The organism is Rhodococcus indonesiensis, assembly GCF_047782815.1.
Lineage (GTDB): Bacteria > Actinomycetota > Actinomycetes > Mycobacteriales > Mycobacteriaceae > Rhodococcus > Rhodococcus indonesiensis.
In genome coordinates this window covers 4,584,249-4,608,213 of sequence record NZ_CP180630.1, presented here as the reverse complement: position 1 = coordinate 4,608,213, position 23,965 = coordinate 4,584,249, and the positions used below count along the sequence as shown (strand labels likewise).

Genomic DNA, 23,965 nt, shown 5'->3' with positions numbered 1-23,965 from the left:
GACTGCCACAGTTGTCCTTTCGTTGTTCCCGCGCGTCGACGGGAGGCTTCGCGTCATTGTCCGCCGCACCCGTGGTGCAGCGGACAATGACGTGGAATCTGCTTGCTCTCAGTCGCGTTTGCTGTCCGATGCGACGGCCTCACCGGCAGCCGGATTGTTGCCTTCGGCGAGTTCGGGGTCGGCGGTCTCGACATGGGGACGAGTGCGGCGCGCGTTGACGGCGACGACCAGAACCGTGGCCACCAGGATGCCCACACCGACGATCCAGAACCCCGACGCGGTGTCGCCCGCGGCCGCAACCAGACCGATGAGCATCGGCCCCACCAGACCGCCGAAGTTTCCGCACAGGTTGATGAATCCCACCGACGCCCCCGTGCGGTTGCGGGGAACGATCTGCATGACCCAGGTCCACCACAGCGCCAACGCCGCGTAGATCGACGCCGTCGCCACCACCAGTACCGCGAACCCGACTACCGGTGAGAGCTCGACCACATGCTGAACCAGCAGACAGACCGCACACAGCCCGATGGACGGCGCGATGAACCCTCCCAGAGACCGACCTGACGCCACCGCCGTCTTCGTCACCGCGTACATCGCCACCGTGCCGCACAGGAACGGAACCGCAGTCAGGAAGCCGACAACCAGGGAACCCTCACCGGTGAGCTCACCGATCACCGTCGGCAACCACAACGTGAGCGCATAGATGCCCATTGTCCAGAAGAAGTAGACCACCGCCAGTACCCACACGACGGGGCGTGCGAACACCTGCAACAGGGTCGACTCGTCGGCGGTACCGACCGTACGGGTTGCGACGATGTAGTCACGCTCCTCGGCCCGGAGTCGCGCATCGTCCTCCGGACGCTCGGACACCGACCACTGCAGCCAGATCGCCACCAGGATCGCCGGCACCGCCTGGATGACGAACATCGCACGCCAGTTCGTGGCCTCGAGCAGCCACCCCGACAGCGGCGCCATCACTGCCGTCGACAACGGCACCGAGTAAACCGTCAACGCCACTGCAAGGGCACGCTCCCGCGAGGGAAACCAGCTGAGGAACAACACCGCGAACGCCGGGAAGATCGCTCCCTCGGCGAGACCGAGCACGATGCGCATCCCGAGCAGCAGCGGATAGTCGTGCACCAGACCGGTCGCACCCGCAGCCAGTCCGATCACCACCATGCACGCCACGATCACCGACTTCGCGTGCCCCTTGTTTGCCCAGGCACCCGCTGGCATACCACTGAGCACGTAACCCCAGAAGAACGCCGAGAACACCACTCCCATGGCAGCCGCACCCAACTGCAATTCGTCCGCCAGATGCGGCGCGGCCACACTGATGTTCGTCCGATCCATGAAGCACACGAAGTACGTCACGAACAACGGCACACCGATCCGCGACCACCGCGCCTGACGCAGATCGATCCGCGGTGCCCGCTCACTCACCATCGAAGTCACTATTACGGTCCTGTCTGTCCACTGGAAACCTTTGATCGGAGCAACCCCACCACCGATGAGGTGAGCTGCATCACGTTGTGAAACAACAGTGAAACTCGCCCGCCCGCCGCGTCAAATACGTCCACAAAACCCCAGCAAAACGATCCATATAGCGGAATAGTTGACTGAGATTCGCGTCACTCATACGGTGGGGATCGCATCGATCAGCGCTTAGACCGGGCGGGCGCAAATAAAAAGACAGCCGAAGGAGTTCCATAATGCGGAACGATGGAAGCGATCCGGATACCGCCGTTGGGCGGCGGCATCCCACCGGTACCCAGAGCGTGCGCCGGGCACTGAGCCTGCTGTCGCTGATCGCCGGGCACGAACGAGCGGGAGGCCTGTCACTGGCCGAACTGTCCTCGGAAACAGGCCTGAGCAAGCCCACCGTGCACCGGCTCCTCGCCGAACTCGTCAGCAGCGGCTATCTCGAACAGTCCGAACACCGTCGGTATCGGCTGGGTACCGAGGCGTACCTGGTCAGCAGCGCTGCCGAGGGCCGGCACGGGCTGCGGCAGCAGGCACTCGCCTCAGTGGTGCGTCTTGCGCAGATATCCGAGGACGCCGCTTTCATCTCGGTCCGGCGCGGGACACATGTCGTGTGTCTGCACCGAGAGGAGGGAACTTGGCCGATCCGCAGCCACGTGCTGCAGGCCGGGGATCGCTACCCGCTCGGAGTCGGCGCCCACGGAATGGCCTTGCTGGCGGCGATGTCGCCCCAGGAGGCGTCCGCAGTCACGGCAGCCAACGCCGCGGAACTCGCGCAGAACTTCCCGCACCACACCCCGGACTGGATTCTCGAGCAGGCGGAGCTGGCCCGCCGACGGGGCGGTGTCGCTGTCAACGAGGGCACGGTCGTCCCCGAGTCGTGGGCAATCGGCATCGCCGTTCCCGACGCCTCGGGAACGCCGTCAATGGCATTGAGTATCGCCGCGATCAGCTCGCGTATGGGACCGGACCGACAGTCACGCCTGGCGCTCCTCCTCCGCGAGGAAGCAGCCCGCCTCGCGCCCGCATCCCGCGGCACCGCAGCTCTCGACCAGCACGTGTAGATCCGAAACACCAGCTATTTCAGCAACTTATTGAACCCATGGAGGAGCTCCCATGACAAGTCGCACGTCCATCATCGGGTGGGGACACTCGAAGTTCGGCAGGCTCGACGAGCCCGACGTCACCGCACTGATCGGCTCGGTGGTCCCGCAGGCCCTCACGCACGCACAGATCAGCGCCGACGAGGTCGACGGCCTGTTCGTCGGCGTCTACAACAATGGGTTCTCCGACCAGGGTTTCCAGGCCTCGTTGGTGTCGCTCACCACCCCGGATCTCCAGTTCACCCCTGCCATGCGGGTCGAGAACGCCTGTGGTACCGGAAGTGCTGCAATCTATGCGGCGGTCGACTTCATCGACTCCGGCCGGGGGGACGTGGCTGTGGTGATCGGTGCCGAGAAGATGACCGGAGTCGACACCCCTCGGGCCGGTCAGATTCTGTTGTCGGGGTGCTACCGGCCGGAGGAATCAAACGTCTCCGGCGGCTTCGCCGGGGTCTTTGCTGGTATCGCAAGCGCATACGCCGACCGCTACGGCGACCCCAGTGCGGCGATGGCGGCCATTGCGGCGAAGAACCATCACAACGGTATGACCAACCCCTACGCCCAGCTGCACAAGGACCTCAGCTTCGAGTTCTGCAACGAAGTCTCGGACAAGAACCCGTACGTGGCGGCACCGCTGCGCCGCACCGATTGCTCGCTGATCTCCGACGGGGCGGTCGCACTGGTGATCACCAGTGCGGACCGCGCGAAGGCCGCACCACGACGGGTGTCGTTCCGCGCTCGCGCGCACGCCAACGACTTCCTGCCGCTGTCACGGCGCGATCCGATCGAGTTCGCGGGTGCCCGACGCGCCTGGAACCAGGCACTCGAGCAGGCGTCGACCGGGACCACCGACCTGGACTTCATCGAGACCCACGACTGCTTCACCATCGCCGAACTCATCCAGTACGAGGTCTTCGGGCTCGCCGAACGTGGTCATGGTCGTGACGTGGTCGACGAGGGTATCGCCCTCCCCGACGGGAAGCTCCCGATCAACCGGTCCGGAGGACTCAAGGCCAAGGGGCACCCCATCGGCGCCACCGGCGTGTCGATGCATGCCATTGCCGCAATGCAGTTGACCGGCGAAGCCGGCACCTTCCAGCTTCCGACCGCCGACATCGGCGGCATCTTCAACATGGGTGGCACCGCGGTCACCAACTACGCATCCATCCTCGAAAGGTGGTGACTCGCATGACCACACAGATGGCTCCGAGCACCCACGGCCGGCGCACCACGAACCTCGCGACATTCCTCACCCAGACCGCCAGCCGGCTCCCGGACCGGCCTGCGGTGATCCGGGGCGACACCACCTGGACGTGGGCCGAACTCGACGCCCGCGTCACCGCCCTGGTCACCGCCATGCGGGACAACGGGATCGGACCGGGATCGAAAGTCCTTCTGCACAGCAAGAACTGCCTCGACTCGCTGACCGTCCTCTACGCGACCTGGCGGATCGGCGCGGTCATCGTGCCTACCAACTGCAAGCTGCTTCCCGACGACGTCTCGGTGCTCGCCGACCTCGTCTCCCCGGACCTCGTCGTGCTCCACGCGTCGAGTGGCGCGCATGCTCGGGCATTGTCGGGCCGTCAGATCTGGTCCATGACCGACGACGGTGAGGTTGCCGGTTTCGGCACCGCCGACGTGGCGCAGATGATCGACAAGTACATCGACGCCGGTGTGGTCACCACCGACGCCGCGGTGTACGTCGACTCGCCCGCCTGGTACTTCTTCACGTCCGGGACCAGTGGTCGACCCAAGGCCGCGGTGCTCACGCACGACCAGATGGCGTTCGTCGTGACCAACCACATCTGCGACCTGATGCCCACCCTGTCCGAGCGCGACGCCACCCTCGTGCTGGCGCCGCTCTCGCACGGCGCAGGGGTGCATGCCCTCACCCACGTCGCCCGCGGTGCCGCGGTCGTCCTCACCACGTCGGACGGACTGGATCCGGAGGAGGCCTGGGATCTGATCGAACGCCACTCGGTCTCCACGATGTTCACGGTTCCGACCATCCTGAACAAGCTGGTCCACACCGCCGCTGCCGACTACGACCCAGAACGCAGCAGCCTGCGCTATGTCGTGTATGCAGGCGCGCCCATGACCTCACGCGATCAACGCGCGGCGCTCGACAAGCTCGGCAAGGTGCTCGTGCAGTACTACGGACTCGCCGAGGTCACCGGCAACATCACTGTCCTGCCGCCGGAACTGCACGGAACCACACCGGAACCCGACGGCATCCCGACAGCGGGCTACGTGCGCACCGGGATGACGATCAGTATCCAGGACGACGAGGGGCGCGAACTCGAGCCCGGTACGCGAGGCGAAATCTGCGCCTGCGGACCCGCTGTGTTCGCCGGCTACCTCGACAACCCGGAAGCCAACGCGAAGGCGTTCCGCAACGGCTGGCTCCGCACCGGCGACCTTGGATACCTCGACGAGTCCGGACTGCTCTACATCACCGGCCGCGCCTCCGACATGTTCATCTCCGGTGGATCCAACATCGACCCGCGCGAGGTCGAGGAGAAGCTGCTCAAGCACCCGGATCTCGTCGCCGCCGGTGTCGTCGGTGCCCCCGACGAGACATGGGGCGAAGTCGGCTACGCCCTGTGTGTGCTTCGCGAAGGCTCGTCTTTGACGGTGGAAGAGCTGCGGGCGTGGTGCCAAGAGAACATCGTGCGCTACAAGATCCCGAAGCACATCGAGTTCGCTACGATGCTTCCGACATCAGGATACGGCAAGGTGACCACCGCGCTTCTGAAAGAAGAGTTCCGTAAACGGGGCTCCTGGCCGGGCGAGGTCTGACATGACAGCCTTCCCGCCCAACGCGCTACCGGAGGTCCGCTACCTCACCCAGCCGGGTGAGCCGCTGCCCCAACGAGTCGATGTCTATCCCACCACGCTCTACCCCGTCCGTGTCGAGCTTCCGGCCGGAACGCCGTTGCTGACAGCTCTCAAGCAAGTGGTGTTCGATCAGGGGTATACCTGTGCGTTCGGTGAGCTACGCGGTGGCACGTTCGCATCGTTCGGTTACTACATCCCGGCGGTGTGCCAGGCAGGGACCAGTGTTGCGACGTTCAGTGCGCCGTTCGAAGGCCGCGCCCCGGCCACCTTCATGCGGGGCGGACTGACTGTCGGTCTGCGTGACGGCGCGACTTTCACGCACTGCCATGCACAGTTCGTCGATGCCGACGGGGTCATGCGTGCAGGGCATCTCATTCCGGACTCTGTTGTTCTCGGTGCAGGCGTGACGGCCGACTTGTATGCCAGTCGCGATGTCGCGATGACGGTCCTGCCGGATACCGAAATCAACTTCTCGGTGTTTCAGCCCCACGCGGTGGATCCGGCAGATGGTCCCCTGCCCACACCCGGCGGTCTGCGGTCGGTCGTGGCTCGCATTCATCCCAATGTCGACATCGTCGAAGCGGTCGAAGACCTCGCCGAACAACACGGCTTCGACACGGCGATCATCCGCGGCAAGATCGGTTCATTCGTCGGTACCACCCTGCAGCAGGGTGATCAGCTCGTCAGCGCTCCCGGCCCCGCGGTGGAGGTCATGTACCTCGACGGTTCGATCCGCCGCGACCACACCGGCACAGTACGAGCAGAGCTGACCTGTGCGGCCGCTGCGCTCGACGGGAACGTCTACAGCGGGCAACTGGTCCGGGGACACAATCCCATCGCCATGACATTCGAGCTCGCACTCTCCGAACCAGCGAAGGCCATCCTGTGATCACCGAAACCACTGCGATCGACCGGCTCGTCGATGCGCTCCCTACCGGCATCGTCACCTGTGATCCCGATGTCGTCGCGGCGTATGCCGCAGATCAATCGCAGTTCACCCATCGCGCACTGCCCCTCGCAGTAGCTATGCCCCGGAGCACCGAGGAGGTGGCGGCATGCGTTCGCGCCGCTCATGCCCACGGTGTTGCGGTCGTGCCGCGCGGCGCCGGCAGCGGACTCAGCGGCGCGGTGAACACACCCGCGGGCGCGCTCGTGGTCAGTCTGCACCGCATGACCGCCATCCGCGAACTCGATGTCGACAATCGAGTCGTCGTGGTCGAACCGGGCGTCGTTACCGCCGAACTCCGCGACCATGTCAGCAAGGCCGGACTGTATTACCCGCCCGACCCCGGTAGCGTCGAGTTCTGCACGATCGGCGGCAACGTCGCCACCAACGCTGGTGGTATGTGCTGCGTGAAATACGGTGTCACTGGCGATTTCGTGCTTGCTCTCGAATGCGTTCTCGCCGACGGTCGCATTATGCGAACGGGCCGGCGGACGGTGAAGGGGACTGCCGGCTACGATCTGACCAGTCTTCTCGTGGGCTCCGAAGGAACCCTCGCCATCATCACCGAGATCACCCTGCGGCTGATCCCGGCCCCACGCCCACCCCACACCCTCGTCGCGTCGTTCCCCACACTTGACAGCGCCGGGCAAGCGGTCAAGGCTCTCACGACCGCCGGGATCACTCCGTCCATGCTGGAGATTCTGGACCGCGCGACCATCAAGGCTGTCGACGACATGACGCGAATGGGAATCGGCGACGACACCGCTGCGCTGCTGCTGATTCAGCATGACGGGGCCGAGGCGCTCGGTATCCTCGCCGATATCGAACGGCATTGCACGACGCACGGGGCCAGCGAGATCGTGGCCAGTTCCGACCCCGCCGAAGCGGAAATGCTGCTCGAGGCGAGACGGCAAGCCTTGCCCGCCCTGGAACGGCTCGGTGACTGGCTGCTCGACGACGTCTGCGTGCCGTGCTCGCGTATCACCGATCTGATTGCGGCGATCGAGCAGATCGCGCAGCAGACCGGGTTGACGATCGGAGTATTCGGCCACGCCGGGGACGGCAACCTGCACCCCACCGTCATCTACGACAAGTCCGATCCGGCCAGCTGCGAGGCTGCCTGGGAAGCGTTCAACGCGATCACCCAGAGAGCCCTCGAGCTCGGAGGGACCATCACGGGTGAACACGGTGTTGGTCGTTTGAAAGCGGGGTGGCTGCGCAAGGAACTCGACCCGGTGAACCTCGAGGCCCATCACGCGGTCAAGCGAGCCCTCGACCCCGCCGGAATCCTGAATCCCGGTGCCGTGCTGCTCGGTCGGGACTGATCTGACATTCACCCACCCAGACCGGTGCGACGTACGGCCGAGGTCGGTCGCACCGGCCCGATAGACAAGGACATCATGATCCTCAGCCTCGATGAGACCCGGGCTCCCTCGATCGCCGCGGATGCCTGGGTCGCACCTACCGCTGTCGTGGTCGGAGCGGTCACCGTCGGCGCAGAATCCGGAGTTTGGTACAACGCCGTCCTCCGCGCCGACGCCGAAACTGTCACCATCGGTCAGCGGACGAATGTGCAGGACGGCTGCGTCGTCCACGCCGACCCAGGCAGCCCCGCGACCATCGGGGACGATGTGTCCATCGGCCACAATGCCACCATCCACGGGTGCTCCGTCGGGGACAACGTACTTGTCGGAATGGGTGCGGTCATCATGAACGATGCCGTGGTGGGGGAGGGCAGCCTTGTCGCCGCCGGCGCGCTGGTGCTCGAAGGAACGGTCGTCCCGCCCCGGTCACTGGTTGCCGGGGTGCCGGCCAAGGTTCGGCGTCCCCTCACCGACGAAGAGATCAACCACATCCAGACGAACGCGGCGCACTACGTGACACGACGCGAGGTGCACGCCAACGCGAAGCTATGGTGACCTCGCTTCGCCGGCCGTACCGTGCGGGACGGCAACAACTGTCGATCCGCTCGCTCGGCGCACCGATCCTGATGGCCGGTAACGGCAACTGTTCGTGGTGATCGGTCCAGCCCCCGCCGATACCGGAGCTGATGATCGCTTGCGAAACATCTTGTGTCCATGCAGAGCCCAACCCCGGGCCGGGGCGACGCACCCATCACGGGAGCACGTCGGTCTTGATGCACTCGACCGCGTCAGGACCGTGGAAGGAGTAATTGAATGAAGGGAACGAAGCTCCAAGCCCGGGCGGCCGCCCGAGCCGAAGATTTGCCCGGCACAGGACTCGAGCACCCGTTCGGTCCGGACTGGGGGGTGTTCAAAGTCTGCGGAAAGGTCTTCCTGCTGCTGACCCAGGTGACCGGTGAACCGATGGTGATCTTGAAATCGGCCCCAGCGGACGGGAAGGCGCTGCGGTCGTCGCACGAGCACATCACGCCGGGCTATCACATGAACAAGCAACACTGGATCACCTTGACGCCCGGTGAGGACATCGACGCGACCTTGGTCGACGAACTGGTGACCGAGTCGTATCTGCTCGTGGTCGAAAAGCTACCCAAGGCTCAGCAGCCTGTTGACCCGAAGACTTTCTTGCGGAGTCGGGTATGACGCTCGTGAATGGACGTGCCGAGAGTCGGCTTACCACGATCCTGTGGCACCATCAAGGTGCGGTCGAGCAACGATCGCTGGGTCGCTCACCGAGCACACCAATCTCGTGTTCGAGCTGCTCTCGAGAGACTATTTCCAGGGGTAGCGGGCAGGCGGAGAAGGCTCCAGGCAGCGGTACGGCGACGGCCCCCAGGAGAAAACGCGCCACGCCGGACAAGCTCACGGAGCGAACCGCCCCGGCCAGATCGTCCTCGTCTTGCCGTGCCCCCAGGCCCCCAGACCATGACCAGCGAACGCTGCCTCCTCGCACCAGCGTCCGATCGATGTACACGAATCAATCATGGCCGCCGTCTCAGGATGTCGGTCACCCCGCTCTTGCACGACACAAGATCACGATGTCAAGTCGTGAGGGGGCCGCGATATCACCCCCTAGCGACACACCGGTGGGCGCGACCATCGGTGTAGTCGCGGAGTCACTGCCCGCCGAGTCGAGAGTGGCGGCCACCCCGACCACCGTCACACACCTGATCGGCCTCGGTTATCGGGTACACGTCGAATCGGACGCGGGAATCAAAGCCGGCTTCGCCGACGATGCCTATGCCACAGCGGGCGCCACCGTGGTCTCGACCTCCGAGGCCTGGGCGCGCGAGATCGTTCTCAAGGTCAATGCACCCACCGACGACGAGATCGATCGGCTGCGCCCCGGTGCGATCCTCGTCGGCCTGCTCGGCCCCGCACACGATGCACACCTCGTCGACAAACTGGCCGATCGTCAGATCACCGCACTGGCCATCGACGCCGCCCCCCACATCTCGCCGGCACCGTCGAAGAACGCGCTGAGCTCGGTCGCCGACCTCACCGGCTACCACGCGGTGATCGAAGCCGCCCGCGAGTTCGGCCGGTTCTTCACCGGACAGCTCACCGCGGCAGCGACGGCGTCGCCGGTGAAAGTCCTCGTCGTCGGCTCCGGGACCGCGGGCCTGGCCGCAATCGGAGCAGCCAGCAGCCTCGGGGCAATCGTGCGCGCCACCGACCCACGACCGGACGCTGCCCAACAAGTCCGGGCCCTCGGCGGCGAGTACCTACCGGTCGTGGCCGACGAGGGCCCGACGCCGTGCACCGACGGATCCGCCAGAAACACCAGCGACGCCTACAGTCGCCGCGCCGCCGAGATCTACTCGCAGCAGGCCCGGGAGGTCGACCTCATCATCACCACCGCGCTCGTCCCCGGTCGGCCGGCGCCGCGGCTGATCACCGCTGCCGACGTGGCGAGCATGAAAAGCGGCTCGATAATCGTCGACATGGCCACCGCCCATGGCGGCAACGTGGAAGGCAGCATCGCCGACCAGGTCGTACGCACTGCCAACGGCGTCACCATCCTCGGTTACACCGACCTCGCCGGACGTTCGCCCGCCCAGGCTTCACAGCTGTATGCCACCAACCTGGTCCATCTCGCCGAGCTGGTCACCCCGAACAAGGACGGCCAGTGGACCCTCGACCTCGACGACATCGTCCAACGCGGAATCACCGTCGCCCGGGACGGTGAAAGACTGTGGCCGGCAACGCCGGTCCAGGCCGGCACCGTCCCGCCGCCCGAACCGACCGCTCCCGCACCGACAGGAAGTCCGTCGTCGACCGGTGTCGCACTGCGCCTCGTCGCAGTCGGCATCGCCGTGCTGTTCCTTCTCGTCGCCTACACCCCGGACCCTATCGCACAGCACTTCACCCTCCTGGTGCTGGCGATCGTGACCAGCTATCACGTGATCGGAAGGATGTATCACCGAGAGCGGACTCCAAGGTCGCGGTGACCACGTCTTCGACCTGGCCCGGGCGCGTCGACCAGCCCGTCGAGTCGGTTAGTGCGGAAACGTGCTTGCCAGGGTTCGGCGGTCGATCTACCGACACCGAGGTCGCCCGCGGCCTGCTTGTTCATGCCGGCTTCGCCGCAGCACGGCACGAAGCTCGCCAGCATCGCCGGATGCCAGACGGTTTTCGTCCCCTACGCCCATGGTCTCAGATGCGTTCACACGTCCCCGCTCGGTGCCGGCTCTCCCTTCGGCCGCCGGTTCGACCCGACCCCAGACCAGCCCATCGAACCGCTCGGCAGCGAACTTCCGCCGCTATCTCGACGCCACCTTTCCGGGGCGCCGGGATCCCCTGCCACGACGGTATTTCGACGCGTCCTCTACCCAGGCCAGCACGATGCATCCCCGCTCGGCTGGGGCCGATCTGACGTTGTCGACATGTCGGTGTATGCCCCTGCCGGCCACGTACTACTTTACGTAATATCACTTGTAGGCTAAATGTCGGGCTAGATTATGGCTAATACTTGGGCAACCATGAACGCGTGACGACGGTACCGATCGGCGAAGCCAAGGACAAGCTCTCGGCGCTGGTGGACAGTGTCGAAGCCACGCACGACATCATCACGATCACCCGGCACGGCAAACCGGCCGCGGTCCTGATGTCGGCCGACGATCTGGAATCGCTGCACGAGACGATCTACTGGCTGTCTCGGTCCGGTACCGCCGAGTCGGTCGCGGTCGCCGACCGTGAGTACGCCGCCAGCCGGACCGCCTCGCTCGACGAGCTGCGCGCCGAGCACGGCCTGCCGCCTCGATGACCGACGAGGCGCCGGCACCCTACGACGTCGCGATCGCCTCACCGGCCCGCCGAGCCCTGTCCGACTACCGGGACGGATCGCGCACGCGGTCGTCGAATTCCTCTCCGGCCCAATGGCGGAGAATCGGCACCGACTGAGCACACCGCTGCGCAACGGTCTCGCAGGCCTGCGCAGTGCCCGTCGCGGCAACTACCGCATCCTGCTCCGTGTCGACGACGACCACCGCACCATCCTGATCGTCGGCGTCGACCACCGCGCTTACATCTATCGACCCTGAAACCTCGAAGCTGGTCCTGCGGCGGGCCACGCACGGCTGAGTGATCCGTGCAGGTCGCCTCGGACGTGGTCGTAGTAGTTACCCGGGATCGCCCGCAGGCGGGACGCGATGGCGGAGTTGTCCGGGTTCGTCGGAGCGACGATCGCCCGAGTCTGCTAGGGCGTCTTTCAAATGTGTTCTCATTCATAGCCACTGGTTGAGGGCAGCGACGTGGACGGTGGCCAGATAACGTACGGCGAGCTTGTCGTAGCGGGTGGCCACCGCCCGGTGCTGTTTGAGTTGGTTGATGCCGCACTCGACCGCGTGCCGCTGCCGGTACACCTGACGGTCGAACGCCGGGGGTCGGCCGCCTCGCGAGCCTCGTCTGCGGCGGTGCGCGAGCTGATCGGACGGGATCGCGATCGTCGCTCTGATCCGGCGTCGACGCAGGTAGGCGCGGTTGGCGCGGGAGCTGTAGGCCTTGTCCGCCAGCACCCGCACCGGCCGGGTGCGGGCCCGGCCGGCTCCGAGTCGGGGTACCTTGATCCGCTCGAGCACCGCGGTGAACTGCGGACTGTCGCCGTGCTGGCCGGGGGTGAGCAGCACCGCCAGCGGCCGGCGGTTCTGCTCACAGCCCAGGTGCAGCTTGGTGCTCCACCCACCGCGCGAGCGTCCGAGGGCATGGTCGTCGGGTTCGGTCTCGACGCCGCCGGCCGGTTCGAGCTGCAGCGATCGGCGGGCGCCGGCGGCGTGCTGGTGGGCGCGCACGACGGTCGAGTCGACGCTGACATCCCACACGATCCGGCCGACGGCGTCGGCCGACGCCTGCAGCGCGGTCAGGATCTGTGCCCACACCCCGGCCCGTTGCCAGCGGCGGAACAGTCCGTACACCGTCTGCCACGGCCCGTACCGGGTCGGGACGTCACGCCACGGCGCACCGACGCGGGTGCGCCAGCGAATACCGTCGATGAGCTGCCGTTTCGTCCACACACAGGGCCGTCCGGACCTGGCCGGGCGCGGCAGCAGCGCTTCGAGCACCGCCCACTGCGCGTCGGTCAGGTCCGCCCGGCCCGTCACCGCTACGCTGGTCACGAGGTCTCCGGTATTCAGGGTTTTTCTTGGTCGTTAAACCCCTCTACCGGAGACCTCGCTCATTCAGCGCTCACGACACACCTCCACGTCTGAACAACCTGGTGATCTCCCACTTTTGAAACACGGCCTAATCGGTACGCGGATACCGTTCCATCCCGGCAGATGTTCGCGGACTGCGACGATCGGCTACGCATACGGCGGCGCCGGACACCGGGATACACGCCATCGACCTCCGGGAATCATCCACCAAATCCACTTCCTTACAACGCTTTTGATAAATAACCGGAATTGTCCATTTTTTCCGGATTCGGCAGGGTCTCGACACGTTGTGCACGAGTGCGTCACCGTGTCGCACTTCATCACGGGCGTAGTGGGCTGGTAGTGCCTCGTGCGGCTATTGGATGGTCCATCCCGCCGTCGGCATGTACACCGCGCCGTGGCGGTCGCCGCCGCCCCGCGGGCATCGCGTATCGGATAGCGAAAAGGAGTATGCGCGCAGCTCAGGAAGCATTTCTCTGCGAACCGGGGGGAGGTGAGCGCGGCGGTTTCTGCCGCCGCGGTCACCTCCCTCGTGCGCGTTCCGGTTACGGCTTCCCGGTGTAGAGGGAATCGTCGGCCGTCCTGCGGGAGCTCACCCAGGTCGGATCGAGGACGTTCTCGATCCGCTCGTGTCGTGATTCGTCGAATACTACGATACGTTCGGCGATGCGCCACTGGCTGTTTCGTTTCTCGAACCGGTCGACGTATCGGCACTTGATGGTGCTCAGCATCTGAGTCGACTCGCCGTCGGCCGGTGCCTGGCGCAGGTAGCACAGGCAGTAGGACTCGACGTTTGCGGTGTCGCCGTCCAGGTCGATCAGGATGTTGCTGATGTAGTGCATCGAGGAGTCGATCGTGCGGTGCCGGGTTTTCATGTCCTCGATCAGTCCGTCGACCGTCCCGATGTAGCCGCCGTGGGTGTCGATGGCGTCCGGGAAGTAGCATTCGGCGACGCGGTCGAAGTCTGCGCGGTCGACGTAGCGGGCATACCGGTGCAGGACGTCGGTGATGACGGCTTTGTCCTCGAGTGACATGTCAGCCGAGCTCGCGGGTGATGCGGTGGTAGAGGCCGCCGGAAGTCAGGCCGCCGTCGATGACGATCTCGGTGCCGGTGATGTACTTCGATCTGTCCGACAACAGGAATGCGACGGTTTCGGCCACTTCGTCGGGGTCGGCCGACCGGCCGGCGGGAACGGATTTCAGGCTCTCGTCGACGAATTTCGTCGTACCCGAGGTCAGCAGCGGCGTCTCGACGAGCCCGGGGTGGACCGAGTTGACCCGCACATGGTGTTCGGCGAACTCGAGTGCGCCGACCTTCGACAGGCCGCGGACGCCCCATTTGCTGGCGCCGTAGGCGGCGGCGAAGTAACCGAGCATGCCGGCGATCGAGGAGATGTTGACGATCGAGCCACCACTGTTGCGTTTGAGCAACTGTGCGCACGCCCGCATTCCGTAGAACACGCTGTCGAGGTTGATCGCCATGACCCGCCGCCAATCCTCCACGGAGGTGTCCTCGATTCCGTATCGAAAACTGACCCCCGCGTTGTTCACCAGTCCGTCGAGGGTCCCGTCGGCGGCGTCGATCACCTCGGCGAATCGGCTCCACCCCTCGGGATCGGTGACGTCGAGCCGGTAGAAGTCGGCGGCACCGCCCTTGTCCCTGATCTGGTCGATGACGGCTTCGCCGGCGGTGGGGTCGATGTCGGCGACCCACACATGCGCCCCGAGGGAGGCGAGCAGCTGTGCTTCGGCACGGCCCATCCCGCTGCCGGCACCGGTGACGGCGACGGTCTTGCCGGAGAACTCGGTGTTCATAGCGCTGTCCTTGTCTGGGTCAGTCGGTCTTCAGTTCGCAGCCCTTGGTCTCGGTGACGAAGAAGACCGTGACGAAGGTGAGGACCGCAGTGAGCACGAAATACCCGGCGGGGGCGAGGGGATTACCCGTGAGGGCGATGAGGTAGGTCGCGATGAACGGGGCGGTGCCGCCGAGGACCATGTTGGTGACGTTGTTGCCGAACGCAAGTCCGGTGTAACGCACCGAGGTCTTGAGCATCTCGACGTACGTGACGTACGACGCCCCGTTGACCACGGAGACGCAGATGAACAGGACCGACTGGCCCACCACGGCCTGCCAGATGCTGCCGCCCGCCATCATCATGAACATCGGGACGCCGAGGACGATGGCGGCGAAGCTGCCGGTGAACAGCACGGGCTTGCGGCCCCACCTGTCGGACGCCCAGCCGGCGAGGGGAAGGGTGATGACACCGAGCACCAGGGCCAGGGAGGTGGACAGGAACGCGACCTGGGAGGTGTGGCCGCCGGTGGTCTTGAGGTACGTGGCGGCGTAGACCGAGGCGATGTAGTAGCCACCGGTGATCAGGGCGCCGAGGAAGATGATCTTCACGACGCTGCTGCGGGAAGTGGCCAGCAGTTCCCGGATCGGGAGCTTCTTCGTCTCGCCGCTTTCTGCGAGTTCTTCGAATTCCGGGGTGTCCTCGAGCTGGGTTCGGATCCACACCCCGATGACACCGATGACGATGCTGAGCAGGAACGGGATCCGCCATGCCCACGCGAGCACGGTCTCGTCGTCGAAGACCGAGGTCAGGGCGAGCGCGACCAGCGAGGCCGCCAGCGAGCCGAGGTAGGTGCCAGTGTTCACCATCGACGTCTGCATCCCGCGCCAGCGGGCGGGTGCGGACTCCGAGACGAAGGCGTTGGCGCCGCCCAGCTCCCCACCCGCGGCGAAGCCCTGCAGGCAGCGGGCCAGGACGAGGATCGCCGTGGCCCACAGGCCGAGGGTGAAGTACGACGGCAACAGGCCGATGCCGGCGGTGGCCACCACCATCAGCAGGATCGTCCACGACAGGGCGTTCTTGCGGCCGTACTTGTCTCCGATGTGACCGAAGAAGATTCCACCGGGCACCCGGAGGAAGAACGCGACGGCGAACGTGGCGAAGGTGCCGAGCAAGCCGGCCGTGGGGTTGTCCGAGACGAAGAACAGTGCGGCGATAGTGGTGGCCATGTAGCCGTAGATGCCGAAGTCGTAGTACTCGACGACGGTGCCGACGACGGCGGCGCGGATGACCGTGGCGGTCGACTGCTTCTTCGGGTGGGACTGGGTGTGCGCAGGTTCATCCGCGACGGGAATCACGGGGGAATCACCAATCATGGCGCGTCCTTTGGGTGTGCGGGACCGGGGTGAAGACCCTGAGGTCAGGGGCGGGCAGAGGTGAGGGCGGAGGGGTGCGTGGACGAGAGGCGGGAGGCGCGTGCCGCGTTGCGACCGGCGATCCGGCCCATGGTCAGAGCGTTGGCGACGGCGTTGCCGCCGCCGACGTACCGGAGTCCGAGGATTCCGGCGCCGGCCTCCCCGGCAGCGAACAGGCCGGGGATCGCAGATCCGGTCCGGTCGACGACGGCGGCGTTGCTGTCGATCTCGAGGCCGGCGTGCGTGCAGACCAGCTCGGCGGGCAGCATTCTCACCGCGTAGAACGGACCGTGCGCGATCGGGTCCGGGGCGGCCGTGGAGCCCTTGTTGGCCAGGGTGCGGTGGCGCAGGAAGTCGTCGTCGGTGCCAGCCGGGAGCTGCGCGTTCCACCGCTCGACGGTGACGGCCAGCGCGTCGGCGGGTACCTCGAGCAGCGCGGCCAGCTCGGCCAGGGTGCCCGCTCGCAGCGTCCGACCGGCGTCGGCCTCCTCGGCGACGCGCCCGGGGATCCAGTCGGTGTACCCGCTGGGCAGGCCGAGCCGGGCCCGCTCGTCGAAGATCGCCCACACCGGGCCGTCCTGGGCCTCGATGATGCCGGCGGAGACCGCGTAGGAGGCATCCTCGTCCATGAACCGGCGGCCGTGCCGGTTGACGTGGATCCGCGACTTCGGCGGGAAGCCGGACTGCCAGTGGTGGTAACGCTGGAAGTAGGCGGTCGGGAGCATCAGTCCCCAACCGTCGCCGGTGACGGCGGCGTCGACGTCACGACCGAACGCGAGGTGATCGCCCCGGCTGCCCGGGGCGGCGACCACGAACAGCGACTCGCCGGCGTTGTTCGCGACAGGATAGTAGCGGTCGACCAGCTCGGGATCCTGCGCGAAGCCCCCGGAGGCGACGACCACAGCGTGACCCGGGACGTCGAGGTCGTCCGCGACCACACCGACGACGCGGCCGTCCTCGGCGAGCAGTTTCTGGACCCGGGTGCCCAGGACCACCTCGACACCGTGCCTGCGTCGGGCCTTGTCAAGGACCTGGACCAAGCCGTATCCCTGGTCCTTGGGCACGTGCCCGCGCCAGACGTCCTCGACGCCGGCCTGGCAGAGTCCGGGCATGTGGGCGTTCGCGGACTCGCGGGCCGGGATCTGCACACCGAGCTCGATCAGCCATTCGAGGGTGGGTCCGGCGTTCTCGCAGAAAGTGCGGATCAGTCCCGGCTGAAGCATCCACTGGCTGAGGTCCATGTAGTGCTGGAAGAATTTCTCGGCCGAGTCCTCGATGCCCAGGCCCCGCTGAACGCTGGTGCCGGCGGCGGTGAACAGACCGGCCGAGAGCTGCGTGGAGCCGCCGAGTTCGGTCTCGGACTCGAACAACAGCACCGATGCGCCCTGCTCGGCCGCGGTGACCGCAGCGGCCAGGCCGGCTCCGCCGCCGCCGATGACGATGACGTCCCAGGTGTCGTCGGTCATGACAATGCGTTCCCTGTCTCCGCGCTGGTGCGGTCGTTCGAACAGTGGGAAGGGAGGCCGCCGTCGACGGCGGCCTGCCCGGCGGTCCGGGAGGTGAATTGGTCGGCCGACGGGACGAGGACGGTGGACTCAGACATGACGGGAGCCGCCGTCCACAGCGATGGAGTGACCGGTCACGTAGCGGGCGCTGTCGGAGAGCAGGAACAACAGCGGGCCGAGGACCTCTTCCGGGGAACCGAGGCGGTGCAGCGGCACGACGTCGAGGGCGTGCGCCAGCGCAGCCGGATCGTCCTGCACCCACCGGGTCATCTCGGTGTCGATATAGCCGGGAGCGATCGAGTTGACCCGGATGCCCTTGTCACCGAACTCGACGGCGAGGGCTTCGGTCAGATGTGCGACCGCGGCCTTCGACGTGCAGTAGGCGCCGCGGCCCTTACGGACCCGGAGCGCCGACACCGACGACATGTTGACGATTGCCCCACCGGGCTGCAGGTGGCGGGCGGCGGCCTGCGCGCCGAAGAGGACACCTTCGACATTGACGTCGAGTGTCGCGGCGATCTGCTCGGGTGAGATCTCCTCGGCCAGGGCGAACGGGAAGATGCCCGCGTTGTTGACCCAGAAGTCGATGCGACCGAACGTCTGCAGCGCCACCTGCGCGAGGCTCTCGTGGTCCTCGGCGTTCGTGACATCGACGCGTGTCCCGAGCACCGTACCGGGCTGGTCCGCCAAGGAATTCGCGGCGAGCGCGGCGTTGATCTTCTCGGCGGTTTCCTTCATCTGCACGTCGTCGATGTCGGCGGCGACGACGTGTACGCCGCGGGTGGCCAGGCCCTGGGTGAATCGAGCGCCCATGCCCCGGGCGGCGCCGGTGACCACGGCGACCTTGCCGACCATTTCCGGGTACACGGTGGTCAGCGCGGTGGTGACGGTGCGGCCCGGGTTCTGGGCGTCGGTGGTGTCGGTATCCATGGTCGAGGTCCTCCAGGAGAGCGGTATCGAAAGAAGTACGAAAGGTCTTGTGGATTTTCAGAAGTCGTCGCGACGGACGATGCGTCGCGCGATCCGCCAGGCGTCGTCGTGGCGGACCACCAGGTCGGTGAGGGTGGTGAAGCGCACCACGCGCGATTTCCCGCCTCGGACCGTGGCCACGATCTGCAGATAGGCCCGTACCGCGAGGGTGTCCCCGCCGCCGGGCTCGATGTCGACGTTGGTGATCACATGCCGGTGCACTTCGCCGGCCGCGGTCGCAGCTGCGAAGAACCGCTCGGCGAACGCCGTGAGCTCTTCGGCACCGACGACGGGCGCCGGGTAACTGGGCGAGCGGAACTCCCCGTCCGGGGTGAACGTCCGCGCCCACTCGTCTGCCGCGCCACCGTCGATGAGATGGCTCTGCCGAGCGTAGAGCTGGTGAAGCTGCGCGAGCACCGTCGCGTCGACATCCGTATCGCTGGGCGTCATGACACTTGAACCGTCCCCACTGTGTGCTATTATCGCACTGTGTGTGCGACTAACGAATACGCTAGGTGGTACGGTTCACACCTGTCAAGGGAGGTGTGGTTATGACACAGGTGGGGTCACGGCCGGAGCGAACGGCCGACTCGGACATCGTCCGCGTACAGGCGGACTCGGGAATGTCGAAGACCCTGCATCACGGACTGGAAATCCTCGAACTGCTTGCCGTCCATCCACGCGGACTGACGGTCAGTGAGATCGCGGACGGGATCGGCGTACACCGCACGGTCGCGCACCGGCTGATCCGCACCCTCGAGGCACACCGATTGTGCCGGCGCGACAACCGCAAGCGGATCTCGCTCGGCACCGGGCTCGTGACGCTTGCCGACTCCGTCGAGCAGGACCTGCGTACCCTGGCGCGGCCGATCCTCGAGGAACTCGCGGACACGGTGGAGGCAACCGCCCACCTGGTAGTGCGTGAATCGGAGTCCGATGTGCGCGCGATGATGGTGGTCGAGCCGCGACGATCGAAAATGCACATCGCATTCCGGCCCGGCCAGGTGGATCCGATCGACCGCGGCTCCGCGGGCCTGGCGATGCTGGCCTCGATGCCGCCGATGGACGGTGAACGCCCCGAAGTCGCCGCGGCCCGCCGCCGCGGTTATGCGCTATCGCAAGGCGAAATCGTCCCCGCGGCCATCGGCATCTCCGCCGCCGTCCCGAGTCGTCCCGGCGGCACCCAAGCTGCCGTGGGCATCTCTGTATTCGAGCTCACGGCAGGAGAGGAAAAGCTCGCCGCGGCCGTAATGGCCGCCGCGGGTGCCCTGGGAAAGCTGTTGCACTGAGGCCGAGATTCCATTCTTCCGTGAGGAGTATGCGCGAAGTCATCTGCAGAGCGGGCGCCCGACGAAGCACCAGGGACACGCCCACGCCCCCGGGTGCGTTCCGGGCACCGGGAACGGCAGGCACCCGGGGACTACGACGGACGACGAACCGGCACCGACGTGGGTGACCGCAGCTCCTGATGTCGTTGTCTCCGGTGTGCGTATCGTGCCAGGCACGTCGCACGAAAGGCGCACACGATCACCGGTCGATTCTCGCGCGCCGGAGACGAAGGCGGAGTCGGTGCAGGCCGATCACGGCCTTCTCGGCGGTACTCCCCGACTTGGGGAGCACACTCAGCTGCACGAGCAGATCCCTCGCGTCGAAGGCGGTCCACAACCGGGCCACCCTGCCGTCACGGTACTCGTGGAAGTCGTTGCTGGCGAATGCAACTCGACGGATCGAGGCGACCCCGACGGGTGGCCCTCGCCGTCCACCGGCGCAGCCTGTTCGAGCTGGTCGAACACCCCGCGCTGATCCACTCGTCGCCGGGCCCGCAGGGTCGTGGCCGAGACCCGGTCATCGGCGTACGCCTGGTAGGAGCCCCCCGGCACGAGCCGGGCCACGAGCTCGTCGAACACCACCCGGTCCGGTACCCGCCGCCCGTGACAGCCCAACGGATGGGTGTCGACCCGTGCAGGGATCAGGGCCTGGAACTGGACCCACAACGGGTCGATGAAAATGCTGGCACCGCAGGCACGAGACTCCTGAGACAATGACATTTGCTTGGACGAACCCGTGTTCGACAGGACTTGTAAATCTCTTGAAGGAGCGCCACACACGCTTCCGAGGAGGCCGGCGTGACCGAACCGAACAGCTTCATCTGGAACGAACTTGTCACACCCGATCAAGCGTCGGCCGGGGAGTTCTACAGTGCCCTCTTCGGCTGGGAGAGACACGAGGTCGACGCGGGCCCACTGGGCACCTACACACTGTTCCGTCACGAGGGCAAGGACATCGCCGGAATGATGAATCCCACGGCGCGAGATTACGACGGATCCCCTCCGCCACGATGGATCGGCTACATCGCCGTGGCCGATGCGGACGCCACCGCCGCCAAGGTTGCCGAACTCGGCGGCAAGGTACTCGAGGAGCCACACGACGTTCCAGGCGTAGGACGGATCACCATGTTCACCGACCCCACCGGAGCGCTCGTGCATGTGATGCAACCCGAGGAAACCGGGGCATAGTGGTGTCCATCAGCGTGTATGGATCCAGTTGCTGAGGGTAGATGCCGATAACGGTCATGGTCTGATCGTTCGAGCACGCGGCCTACTTCGAACGCGCCCCGCTCGAACGGGCACCCAATCCGCCGACACCGAGAGAACCTCGATGCCGCCTCGCGCATCAGGGCCCCGGGCGCTGAATCTGCGGTATCGAACTTCTGGTCCCGACCGCCGTCGCTCCGGCCCGTACCGAAACGAACTGCCCACCCGCCGTGCTCGGCGGATGGGCAGTTCGGAAACGAGAACCGATCGGGCCGGCCGTCCTGCGCAGCAAGTCGACGGTGGACCGACTGTCATGGAATGTGCGCAGTCCGGCCGACCCGATCGTGTGTAAGGTACCCCCGCGTCGGTGCTTTCACACCGGCGCCCGGAAATTCGTTCGGTCAGCTCCGGTTCAGCAACTTGCGCATCGCCTCGGCCGCGCCCCGGACAAGTTTGTCGCGGGGGAATCCGCTGCGCTTGACCGCGGCCTCGTAGTTGCCGCCGGCCACCCACACCGGGCCGTCGGTGAGGTGTTCGAGGCCCTCCCGGGCCACCTCCTCCGGCTCGGCGACGAGCATGCCGGGGATGTCGAAGTTCAACCCGGCGCGGATCATCGCCGGGGTGCGGGTCACGCCGAGGACGAGTTCGACGACATGCACCCCGTGCGGGGCCAGTTCGAGCCACAGGCTTTCGGCGAAGACCCGGCTGAACGCCTTCGACGCCGCGTAGATGCTCTGGTGCTCGGACCCCATGTAGCCGGCGAGCGAGCCGAGCAGCATGATGCCACCGCGTCCGCGCTCCTTCATCTTCGACCCGAACAGGTGCGAAAGTTCCAGCTGCCGATCGATGTTGAGGGTGATCACGCCGCGGAAGCCGTCGAGGTCGCCGGAGACGAACTCGTGGCCGTAGCTGTTGGCGCCGGCATTGAAGATGAGCAAACCCACCTCGACGTCGTCGGTCGCCTGCCGGATCTGCTCGACCGCGTCGGCGGCGAGCAGATCGAGCGCGAGGGTGCGCACCTCGACCCCGTTGCCGCGAACCTTCTCGGCGGTCTCCTCGAGCGGACCCGGCTTGCGGGCGATGAGCACCAGGTTCAGGCCCGCCTTGCTCAACTCGTCGGCGAACGCGGCACCGACGCCCTCGGAGCCACCGGCGATGACGGCCCACGGGCCGTACTGCTTGACGTCGATCACGAAAGTTCCTTTCCGGCTGGCTTACTGGACGATCGGTCCGGGGACCGGGGTGTCGTCGAGGACGGTCAGGCGGCCTTCGGTCGCGGCCCACGTGATGGTCTCGGCGAGCTTCGCGCAACCGCGGCGCGGCGCCCCGGGGCGGCAGTCCTGCCCACCCTGCTCACGCATCTCCGGGCACCGGGACCGCGCCTCCTCGTTCCACTGGACGGAGGTGTGCTCCCAGCTGTTCTTGGCGACGAGAACCCGGGCGCCGCACTCAGTGCACTGCAGGGGTTGCATCGGTGGTCGCCGCCTCCTCGGCTGCCGTCTTGCGGGCGAGGTTCTCCTCGACCTCCTTCATCCACGCAGCCACGGGGCGGGTGGTGTCCATCTCGAACTCGAACCGCTCGGTCATCTCCGGCTTGACGTCGGCGGCGTCCACGTAGAACTGCTCGTACCAGCGGCGCAGCTGGTAGACCGGGCCGTCCTCGTCGCACAGCAGCGGATTCTCGATGCGCGTCTTGTTCTTCCAGATCTCGACGTCCTGCTCGAAGCCACGGGCGATGAAGTCACCGAACTTGCGGGCCGTCTCGTCGGCCGAGTCGCCGAGGGCGTCCGACTTCTTCACGATGATCCCGTACATCAGGACGAACTTGTTCTCGCTGACGGGGTAGTGGCAGTTGAGCAGCACCGAGTCGATGTCGTAGCCCTCGTACTTGTACTGCAGGTCGTCGATCATGAACGACGGACCGAAGTACGCCGCCTCGGAGCGGCTGCCGACGAGCCTCGGCTGGCCGTCGGCGTGCGGCCGCATGTCCTCGCGCGCCTGACCGTGCATGATCTGCGTCGCGACGTGGCCCTCGAAGATGTTCTTGAAGTACGTGGGGAACGAGTAGTGCACGTAGAAGAAGTGCGCCATGTCGACGATGTTGTCGATGATCTCGCGGCAGTTGGTGTCGACCTCGGTGGTGTACCAGACCCAGTCGGTCCACTCGTCGCTCGTCGCGCCCTCGATGCGGGGGATGGTGACGTCGGCGGGCGGCGGGTTGCCCTCGGGATCGTGCCAGACGAACAGCATTCCGTCCTGGTCGAGGGTGTGCCACGCACGGGTCTTCGCGATCGGCGGGACGCGCCGCGCGTAGGGGATCGAGGTGCACCGGCCGTTGCCGCCCCAGCGCCAGTCGTGGAAGGGGCAGGCCACCGAGTCGCCCTTGATCGTGCCCTGGCTGAGGTCGCCGCCCATGTGCCGGCAGTACGCGTCGAGGATCTTCAGGTTGCCGTTGCTGTCGGCGAACACCACGAGCTTGGTGCCGAAGGCGTGGATCGAATGCGGCTTGCCGTCCTTGAAGGACTCGGACAGGCCCAGGCAGTGCCATCCCCGGGCGAACCGGGTGGGCGCGGCACCGGCCACGATCTCGCGAACTTCGACGTCGTCGGACTTGCTGGAGCTCACTGTCGTCCGTCCTTTCGGAGGAAATGTCGTATCGGATGGAGCACCTCGGTGCTGTGCGCGGGTGGGCCGGGGGACGGCAGCCGCCTGCGACCGTGGATTCGACGCTAGGTGAGGCCGGTCACCGGGGGGGCGACGATCCCACTGTCCGGGACACGTTCCGGCGGTCCGCGGCGACGGCGCC

22 protein-coding genes and 1 pseudogene are annotated in these 23,965 nt (G+C 66.3%); 12 read left to right on the top strand and 11 right to left on the bottom strand.

The genetic code is table 11. The features are described from left to right. Positions 1-108 precede the first annotated feature (108 nt). The gene (locus ACM26Y_RS21030) at positions 109-1,446 is read right to left on the bottom strand and encodes an MFS transporter (protein WP_416061844.1); all 1,338 of its coding nucleotides are present in this window, start codon (positions 1,444-1,446) and stop codon (positions 109-111) included. A 266-nt stretch (positions 1,447-1,712) separates the two neighbouring features. Here ACM26Y_RS21030 and ACM26Y_RS21025 point away from each other — a divergent pair, with 266 nt between their 5' ends. The 10 genes and pseudogenes from ACM26Y_RS21025 (at position 1,713) to ACM26Y_RS20980 (ending at position 11,833) form a co-directional block, all read left to right on the top strand. Then, positions 1,713-2,546: an IclR family transcriptional regulator gene (locus ACM26Y_RS21025; protein WP_416061843.1), complete on the top strand. Its 834-nt coding sequence runs from the start codon at positions 1,713-1,715 to the stop codon at positions 2,544-2,546. A 52-nt stretch (positions 2,547-2,598) separates the two neighbouring features. Next, positions 2,599-3,768, top strand: coding sequence for an acetyl-CoA acetyltransferase (locus ACM26Y_RS21020; protein ID WP_416061842.1), 1,170 nt, complete (start codon positions 2,599-2,601; stop codon positions 3,766-3,768). A gap of 5 nt (positions 3,769-3,773) precedes the next feature. Beyond that, positions 3,774-5,384, top strand: coding sequence for an AMP-binding protein (locus ACM26Y_RS21015; protein ID WP_416061841.1), 1,611 nt, complete (start codon positions 3,774-3,776; stop codon positions 5,382-5,384). 1 nt (position 5,385) lies between these two features. Then, the gene (locus ACM26Y_RS21010; protein ID WP_416061840.1) at positions 5,386-6,312 is read left to right on the top strand and encodes a PCC domain-containing protein; all 927 of its coding nucleotides are present in this window, start codon (positions 5,386-5,388) and stop codon (positions 6,310-6,312) included. Then, positions 6,309-7,694, top strand: coding sequence for an FAD-binding oxidoreductase (locus ACM26Y_RS21005; protein WP_416061839.1), 1,386 nt, complete (start codon positions 6,309-6,311; stop codon positions 7,692-7,694). Before ACM26Y_RS21010 ends, ACM26Y_RS21005 begins: the two co-directional genes overlap by 4 nt. 75 nt (positions 7,695-7,769) lie before the next feature. Then, the gene (locus ACM26Y_RS21000; protein WP_416061838.1) at positions 7,770-8,288 is read left to right on the top strand and encodes a gamma carbonic anhydrase family protein; all 519 of its coding nucleotides are present in this window, start codon (positions 7,770-7,772) and stop codon (positions 8,286-8,288) included. Positions 8,289-8,546: 258 nt separating this feature from the next. Continuing rightward, positions 8,547-8,933: an MmcQ/YjbR family DNA-binding protein gene (locus ACM26Y_RS20995; RefSeq protein WP_416061837.1), complete on the top strand. Its 387-nt coding sequence runs from the start codon at positions 8,547-8,549 to the stop codon at positions 8,931-8,933. Between the two features lie 443 nt (positions 8,934-9,376). After that, on the top strand, positions 9,377-10,741 hold the full coding sequence (locus ACM26Y_RS20990) for a Re/Si-specific NAD(P)(+) transhydrogenase subunit alpha (protein WP_416061836.1): 1,365 nt from the start codon (positions 9,377-9,379) through the stop codon (positions 10,739-10,741). Between the two features lie 539 nt (positions 10,742-11,280). Beyond that, on the top strand, positions 11,281-11,556 hold the full coding sequence (locus tag ACM26Y_RS20985) for a type II toxin-antitoxin system Phd/YefM family antitoxin (RefSeq protein ID WP_416061835.1): 276 nt from the start codon (positions 11,281-11,283) through the stop codon (positions 11,554-11,556). Then, positions 11,553-11,833 (top strand): annotated as a pseudogene (locus ACM26Y_RS20980) (type II toxin-antitoxin system RelE family toxin). Before ACM26Y_RS20985 ends, ACM26Y_RS20980 begins: the two are co-directional and overlap by 4 nt. 183 nt (positions 11,834-12,016) lie before the next feature. Here the strand turns inward: ACM26Y_RS20980 and ACM26Y_RS20975 are convergent. From ACM26Y_RS20975 to ACM26Y_RS20945, 7 genes are all read right to left on the bottom strand, one after another. Continuing rightward, positions 12,017-12,904, bottom strand: a complete 888-nt coding sequence (locus tag ACM26Y_RS20975; protein ID WP_416061834.1) for an IS5 family transposase — start codon at positions 12,902-12,904, stop codon at positions 12,017-12,019. A 584-nt stretch (positions 12,905-13,488) separates the two neighbouring features. Continuing rightward, positions 13,489-13,977 carry a nuclear transport factor 2 family protein gene (locus ACM26Y_RS20970; protein WP_003934724.1) on the bottom strand — a complete coding sequence of 163 codons (489 nt, stop codon included), beginning with the start codon at positions 13,975-13,977 and terminating at the stop codon, positions 13,489-13,491. Position 13,978: 1 nt separating this feature from the next. Continuing rightward, positions 13,979-14,758 (bottom strand): SDR family NAD(P)-dependent oxidoreductase, encoded by a 780-nt coding sequence (locus tag ACM26Y_RS20965; RefSeq protein ID WP_416061833.1) that lies wholly within the window; start codon positions 14,756-14,758, stop codon positions 13,979-13,981. Between the two features lie 19 nt (positions 14,759-14,777). Beyond that, complete coding sequence (locus tag ACM26Y_RS20960; protein ID WP_003934722.1) at positions 14,778-16,112, bottom strand: MFS transporter; 1,335 nt, start codon at positions 16,110-16,112, stop codon at positions 14,778-14,780. Positions 16,113-16,156: 44 nt separating this feature from the next. After that, positions 16,157-17,617 (bottom strand): FAD-dependent oxidoreductase, encoded by a 1,461-nt coding sequence (locus tag ACM26Y_RS20955; protein ID WP_416061832.1) that lies wholly within the window; start codon positions 17,615-17,617, stop codon positions 16,157-16,159. 129 nt (positions 17,618-17,746) lie between these two features. Then, positions 17,747-18,586, bottom strand: a complete 840-nt coding sequence (locus ACM26Y_RS20950; protein ID WP_003934720.1) for an SDR family NAD(P)-dependent oxidoreductase — start codon at positions 18,584-18,586, stop codon at positions 17,747-17,749. Positions 18,587-18,643: 57 nt separating this feature from the next. Next, positions 18,644-19,075, bottom strand: coding sequence for a nuclear transport factor 2 family protein (locus ACM26Y_RS20945; RefSeq protein ID WP_416061831.1), 432 nt, complete (start codon positions 19,073-19,075; stop codon positions 18,644-18,646). 101 nt (positions 19,076-19,176) lie between these two features. Here ACM26Y_RS20945 and ACM26Y_RS20940 point away from each other — a divergent pair, with 101 nt between their 5' ends. After that, the gene (locus ACM26Y_RS20940; RefSeq protein WP_371382220.1) at positions 19,177-19,914 is read left to right on the top strand and encodes an IclR family transcriptional regulator; all 738 of its coding nucleotides are present in this window, start codon (positions 19,177-19,179) and stop codon (positions 19,912-19,914) included. Positions 19,915-20,751: 837 nt separating this feature from the next. Next, entirely contained in the window at positions 20,752-21,141 is a 390-nt protein-coding gene (locus tag ACM26Y_RS20935) for a VOC family protein (protein WP_416061830.1), read from the top strand. Positions 21,142-21,560: 419 nt separating this feature from the next. Here the strand turns inward: ACM26Y_RS20935 and ACM26Y_RS20930 are convergent, their stop codons facing one another. The 3 genes from ACM26Y_RS20930 to ACM26Y_RS20920 are packed head-to-tail and all read right to left on the bottom strand — an operon-like array spanning position 21,561 to position 23,784. Continuing rightward, positions 21,561-22,352 carry an SDR family NAD(P)-dependent oxidoreductase gene (locus ACM26Y_RS20930; protein WP_003934714.1) on the bottom strand — a complete coding sequence of 264 codons (792 nt, stop codon included), beginning with the start codon at positions 22,350-22,352 and terminating at the stop codon, positions 21,561-21,563. A gap of 21 nt (positions 22,353-22,373) precedes the next feature. After that, complete coding sequence (locus ACM26Y_RS20925) at positions 22,374-22,631, bottom strand: hypothetical protein (protein ID WP_003934713.1); 258 nt, start codon at positions 22,629-22,631, stop codon at positions 22,374-22,376. Continuing rightward, on the bottom strand, positions 22,609-23,784 hold the full coding sequence (locus tag ACM26Y_RS20920) for a Rieske 2Fe-2S domain-containing protein (protein ID WP_371382223.1): 1,176 nt from the start codon (positions 23,782-23,784) through the stop codon (positions 22,609-22,611). Before ACM26Y_RS20920 ends, ACM26Y_RS20925 begins: the two co-directional genes overlap by 23 nt. Positions 23,785-23,965: the final 181 nt, after the last annotated feature.

What these genes read in the sequence shown, in the direction of transcription:
- ACM26Y_RS20960 (WP_003934722.1), bottom strand. Translation starts at nt 16,112, where the DNA reads ATGATTGGTGATTCCCCCGTGATTCCCGTCGCGGATGAACCTGCGCAC.
- ACM26Y_RS20995 (WP_416061837.1), top strand. Translation starts at nt 8,547, where the DNA reads ATGAAGGGAACGAAGCTCCAAGCCCGGGCGGCCGCCCGAGCCGAAGAT.
- ACM26Y_RS20970 (WP_003934724.1), bottom strand. Translation starts at nt 13,977, where the DNA reads ATGTCACTCGAGGACAAAGCCGTCATCACCGACGTCCTGCACCGGTAT.
- ACM26Y_RS20945 (WP_416061831.1), bottom strand. Translation starts at nt 19,075, where the DNA reads ATGACGCCCAGCGATACGGATGTCGACGCGACGGTGCTCGCGCAGCTT.
- ACM26Y_RS21010 (WP_416061840.1), top strand. Translation starts at nt 5,386, where the DNA reads ATGACAGCCTTCCCGCCCAACGCGCTACCGGAGGTCCGCTACCTCACC.
- ACM26Y_RS20955 (WP_416061832.1), bottom strand. Translation starts at nt 17,617, where the DNA reads ATGACCGACGACACCTGGGACGTCATCGTCATCGGCGGCGGCGGAGCC.
- ACM26Y_RS21020 (WP_416061842.1), top strand. Translation starts at nt 2,599, where the DNA reads ATGACAAGTCGCACGTCCATCATCGGGTGGGGACACTCGAAGTTCGGC.
- ACM26Y_RS21030 (WP_416061844.1), bottom strand. Translation starts at nt 1,446, where the DNA reads ATGGTGAGTGAGCGGGCACCGCGGATCGATCTGCGTCAGGCGCGGTGG.
- ACM26Y_RS21000 (WP_416061838.1), top strand. Translation starts at nt 7,770, where the DNA reads ATGATCCTCAGCCTCGATGAGACCCGGGCTCCCTCGATCGCCGCGGAT.
- ACM26Y_RS20950 (WP_003934720.1), bottom strand. Translation starts at nt 18,586, where the DNA reads ATGGATACCGACACCACCGACGCCCAGAACCCGGGCCGCACCGTCACC.
- ACM26Y_RS21025 (WP_416061843.1), top strand. Translation starts at nt 1,713, where the DNA reads ATGCGGAACGATGGAAGCGATCCGGATACCGCCGTTGGGCGGCGGCAT.
- ACM26Y_RS20940 (WP_371382220.1), top strand. Translation starts at nt 19,177, where the DNA reads ATGACACAGGTGGGGTCACGGCCGGAGCGAACGGCCGACTCGGACATC.
- ACM26Y_RS21015 (WP_416061841.1), top strand. Translation starts at nt 3,774, where the DNA reads ATGACCACACAGATGGCTCCGAGCACCCACGGCCGGCGCACCACGAAC.
- ACM26Y_RS20925 (WP_003934713.1), bottom strand. Translation starts at nt 22,631, where the DNA reads ATGCAACCCCTGCAGTGCACTGAGTGCGGCGCCCGGGTTCTCGTCGCC.
- ACM26Y_RS20965 (WP_416061833.1), bottom strand. Translation starts at nt 14,758, where the DNA reads ATGAACACCGAGTTCTCCGGCAAGACCGTCGCCGTCACCGGTGCCGGC.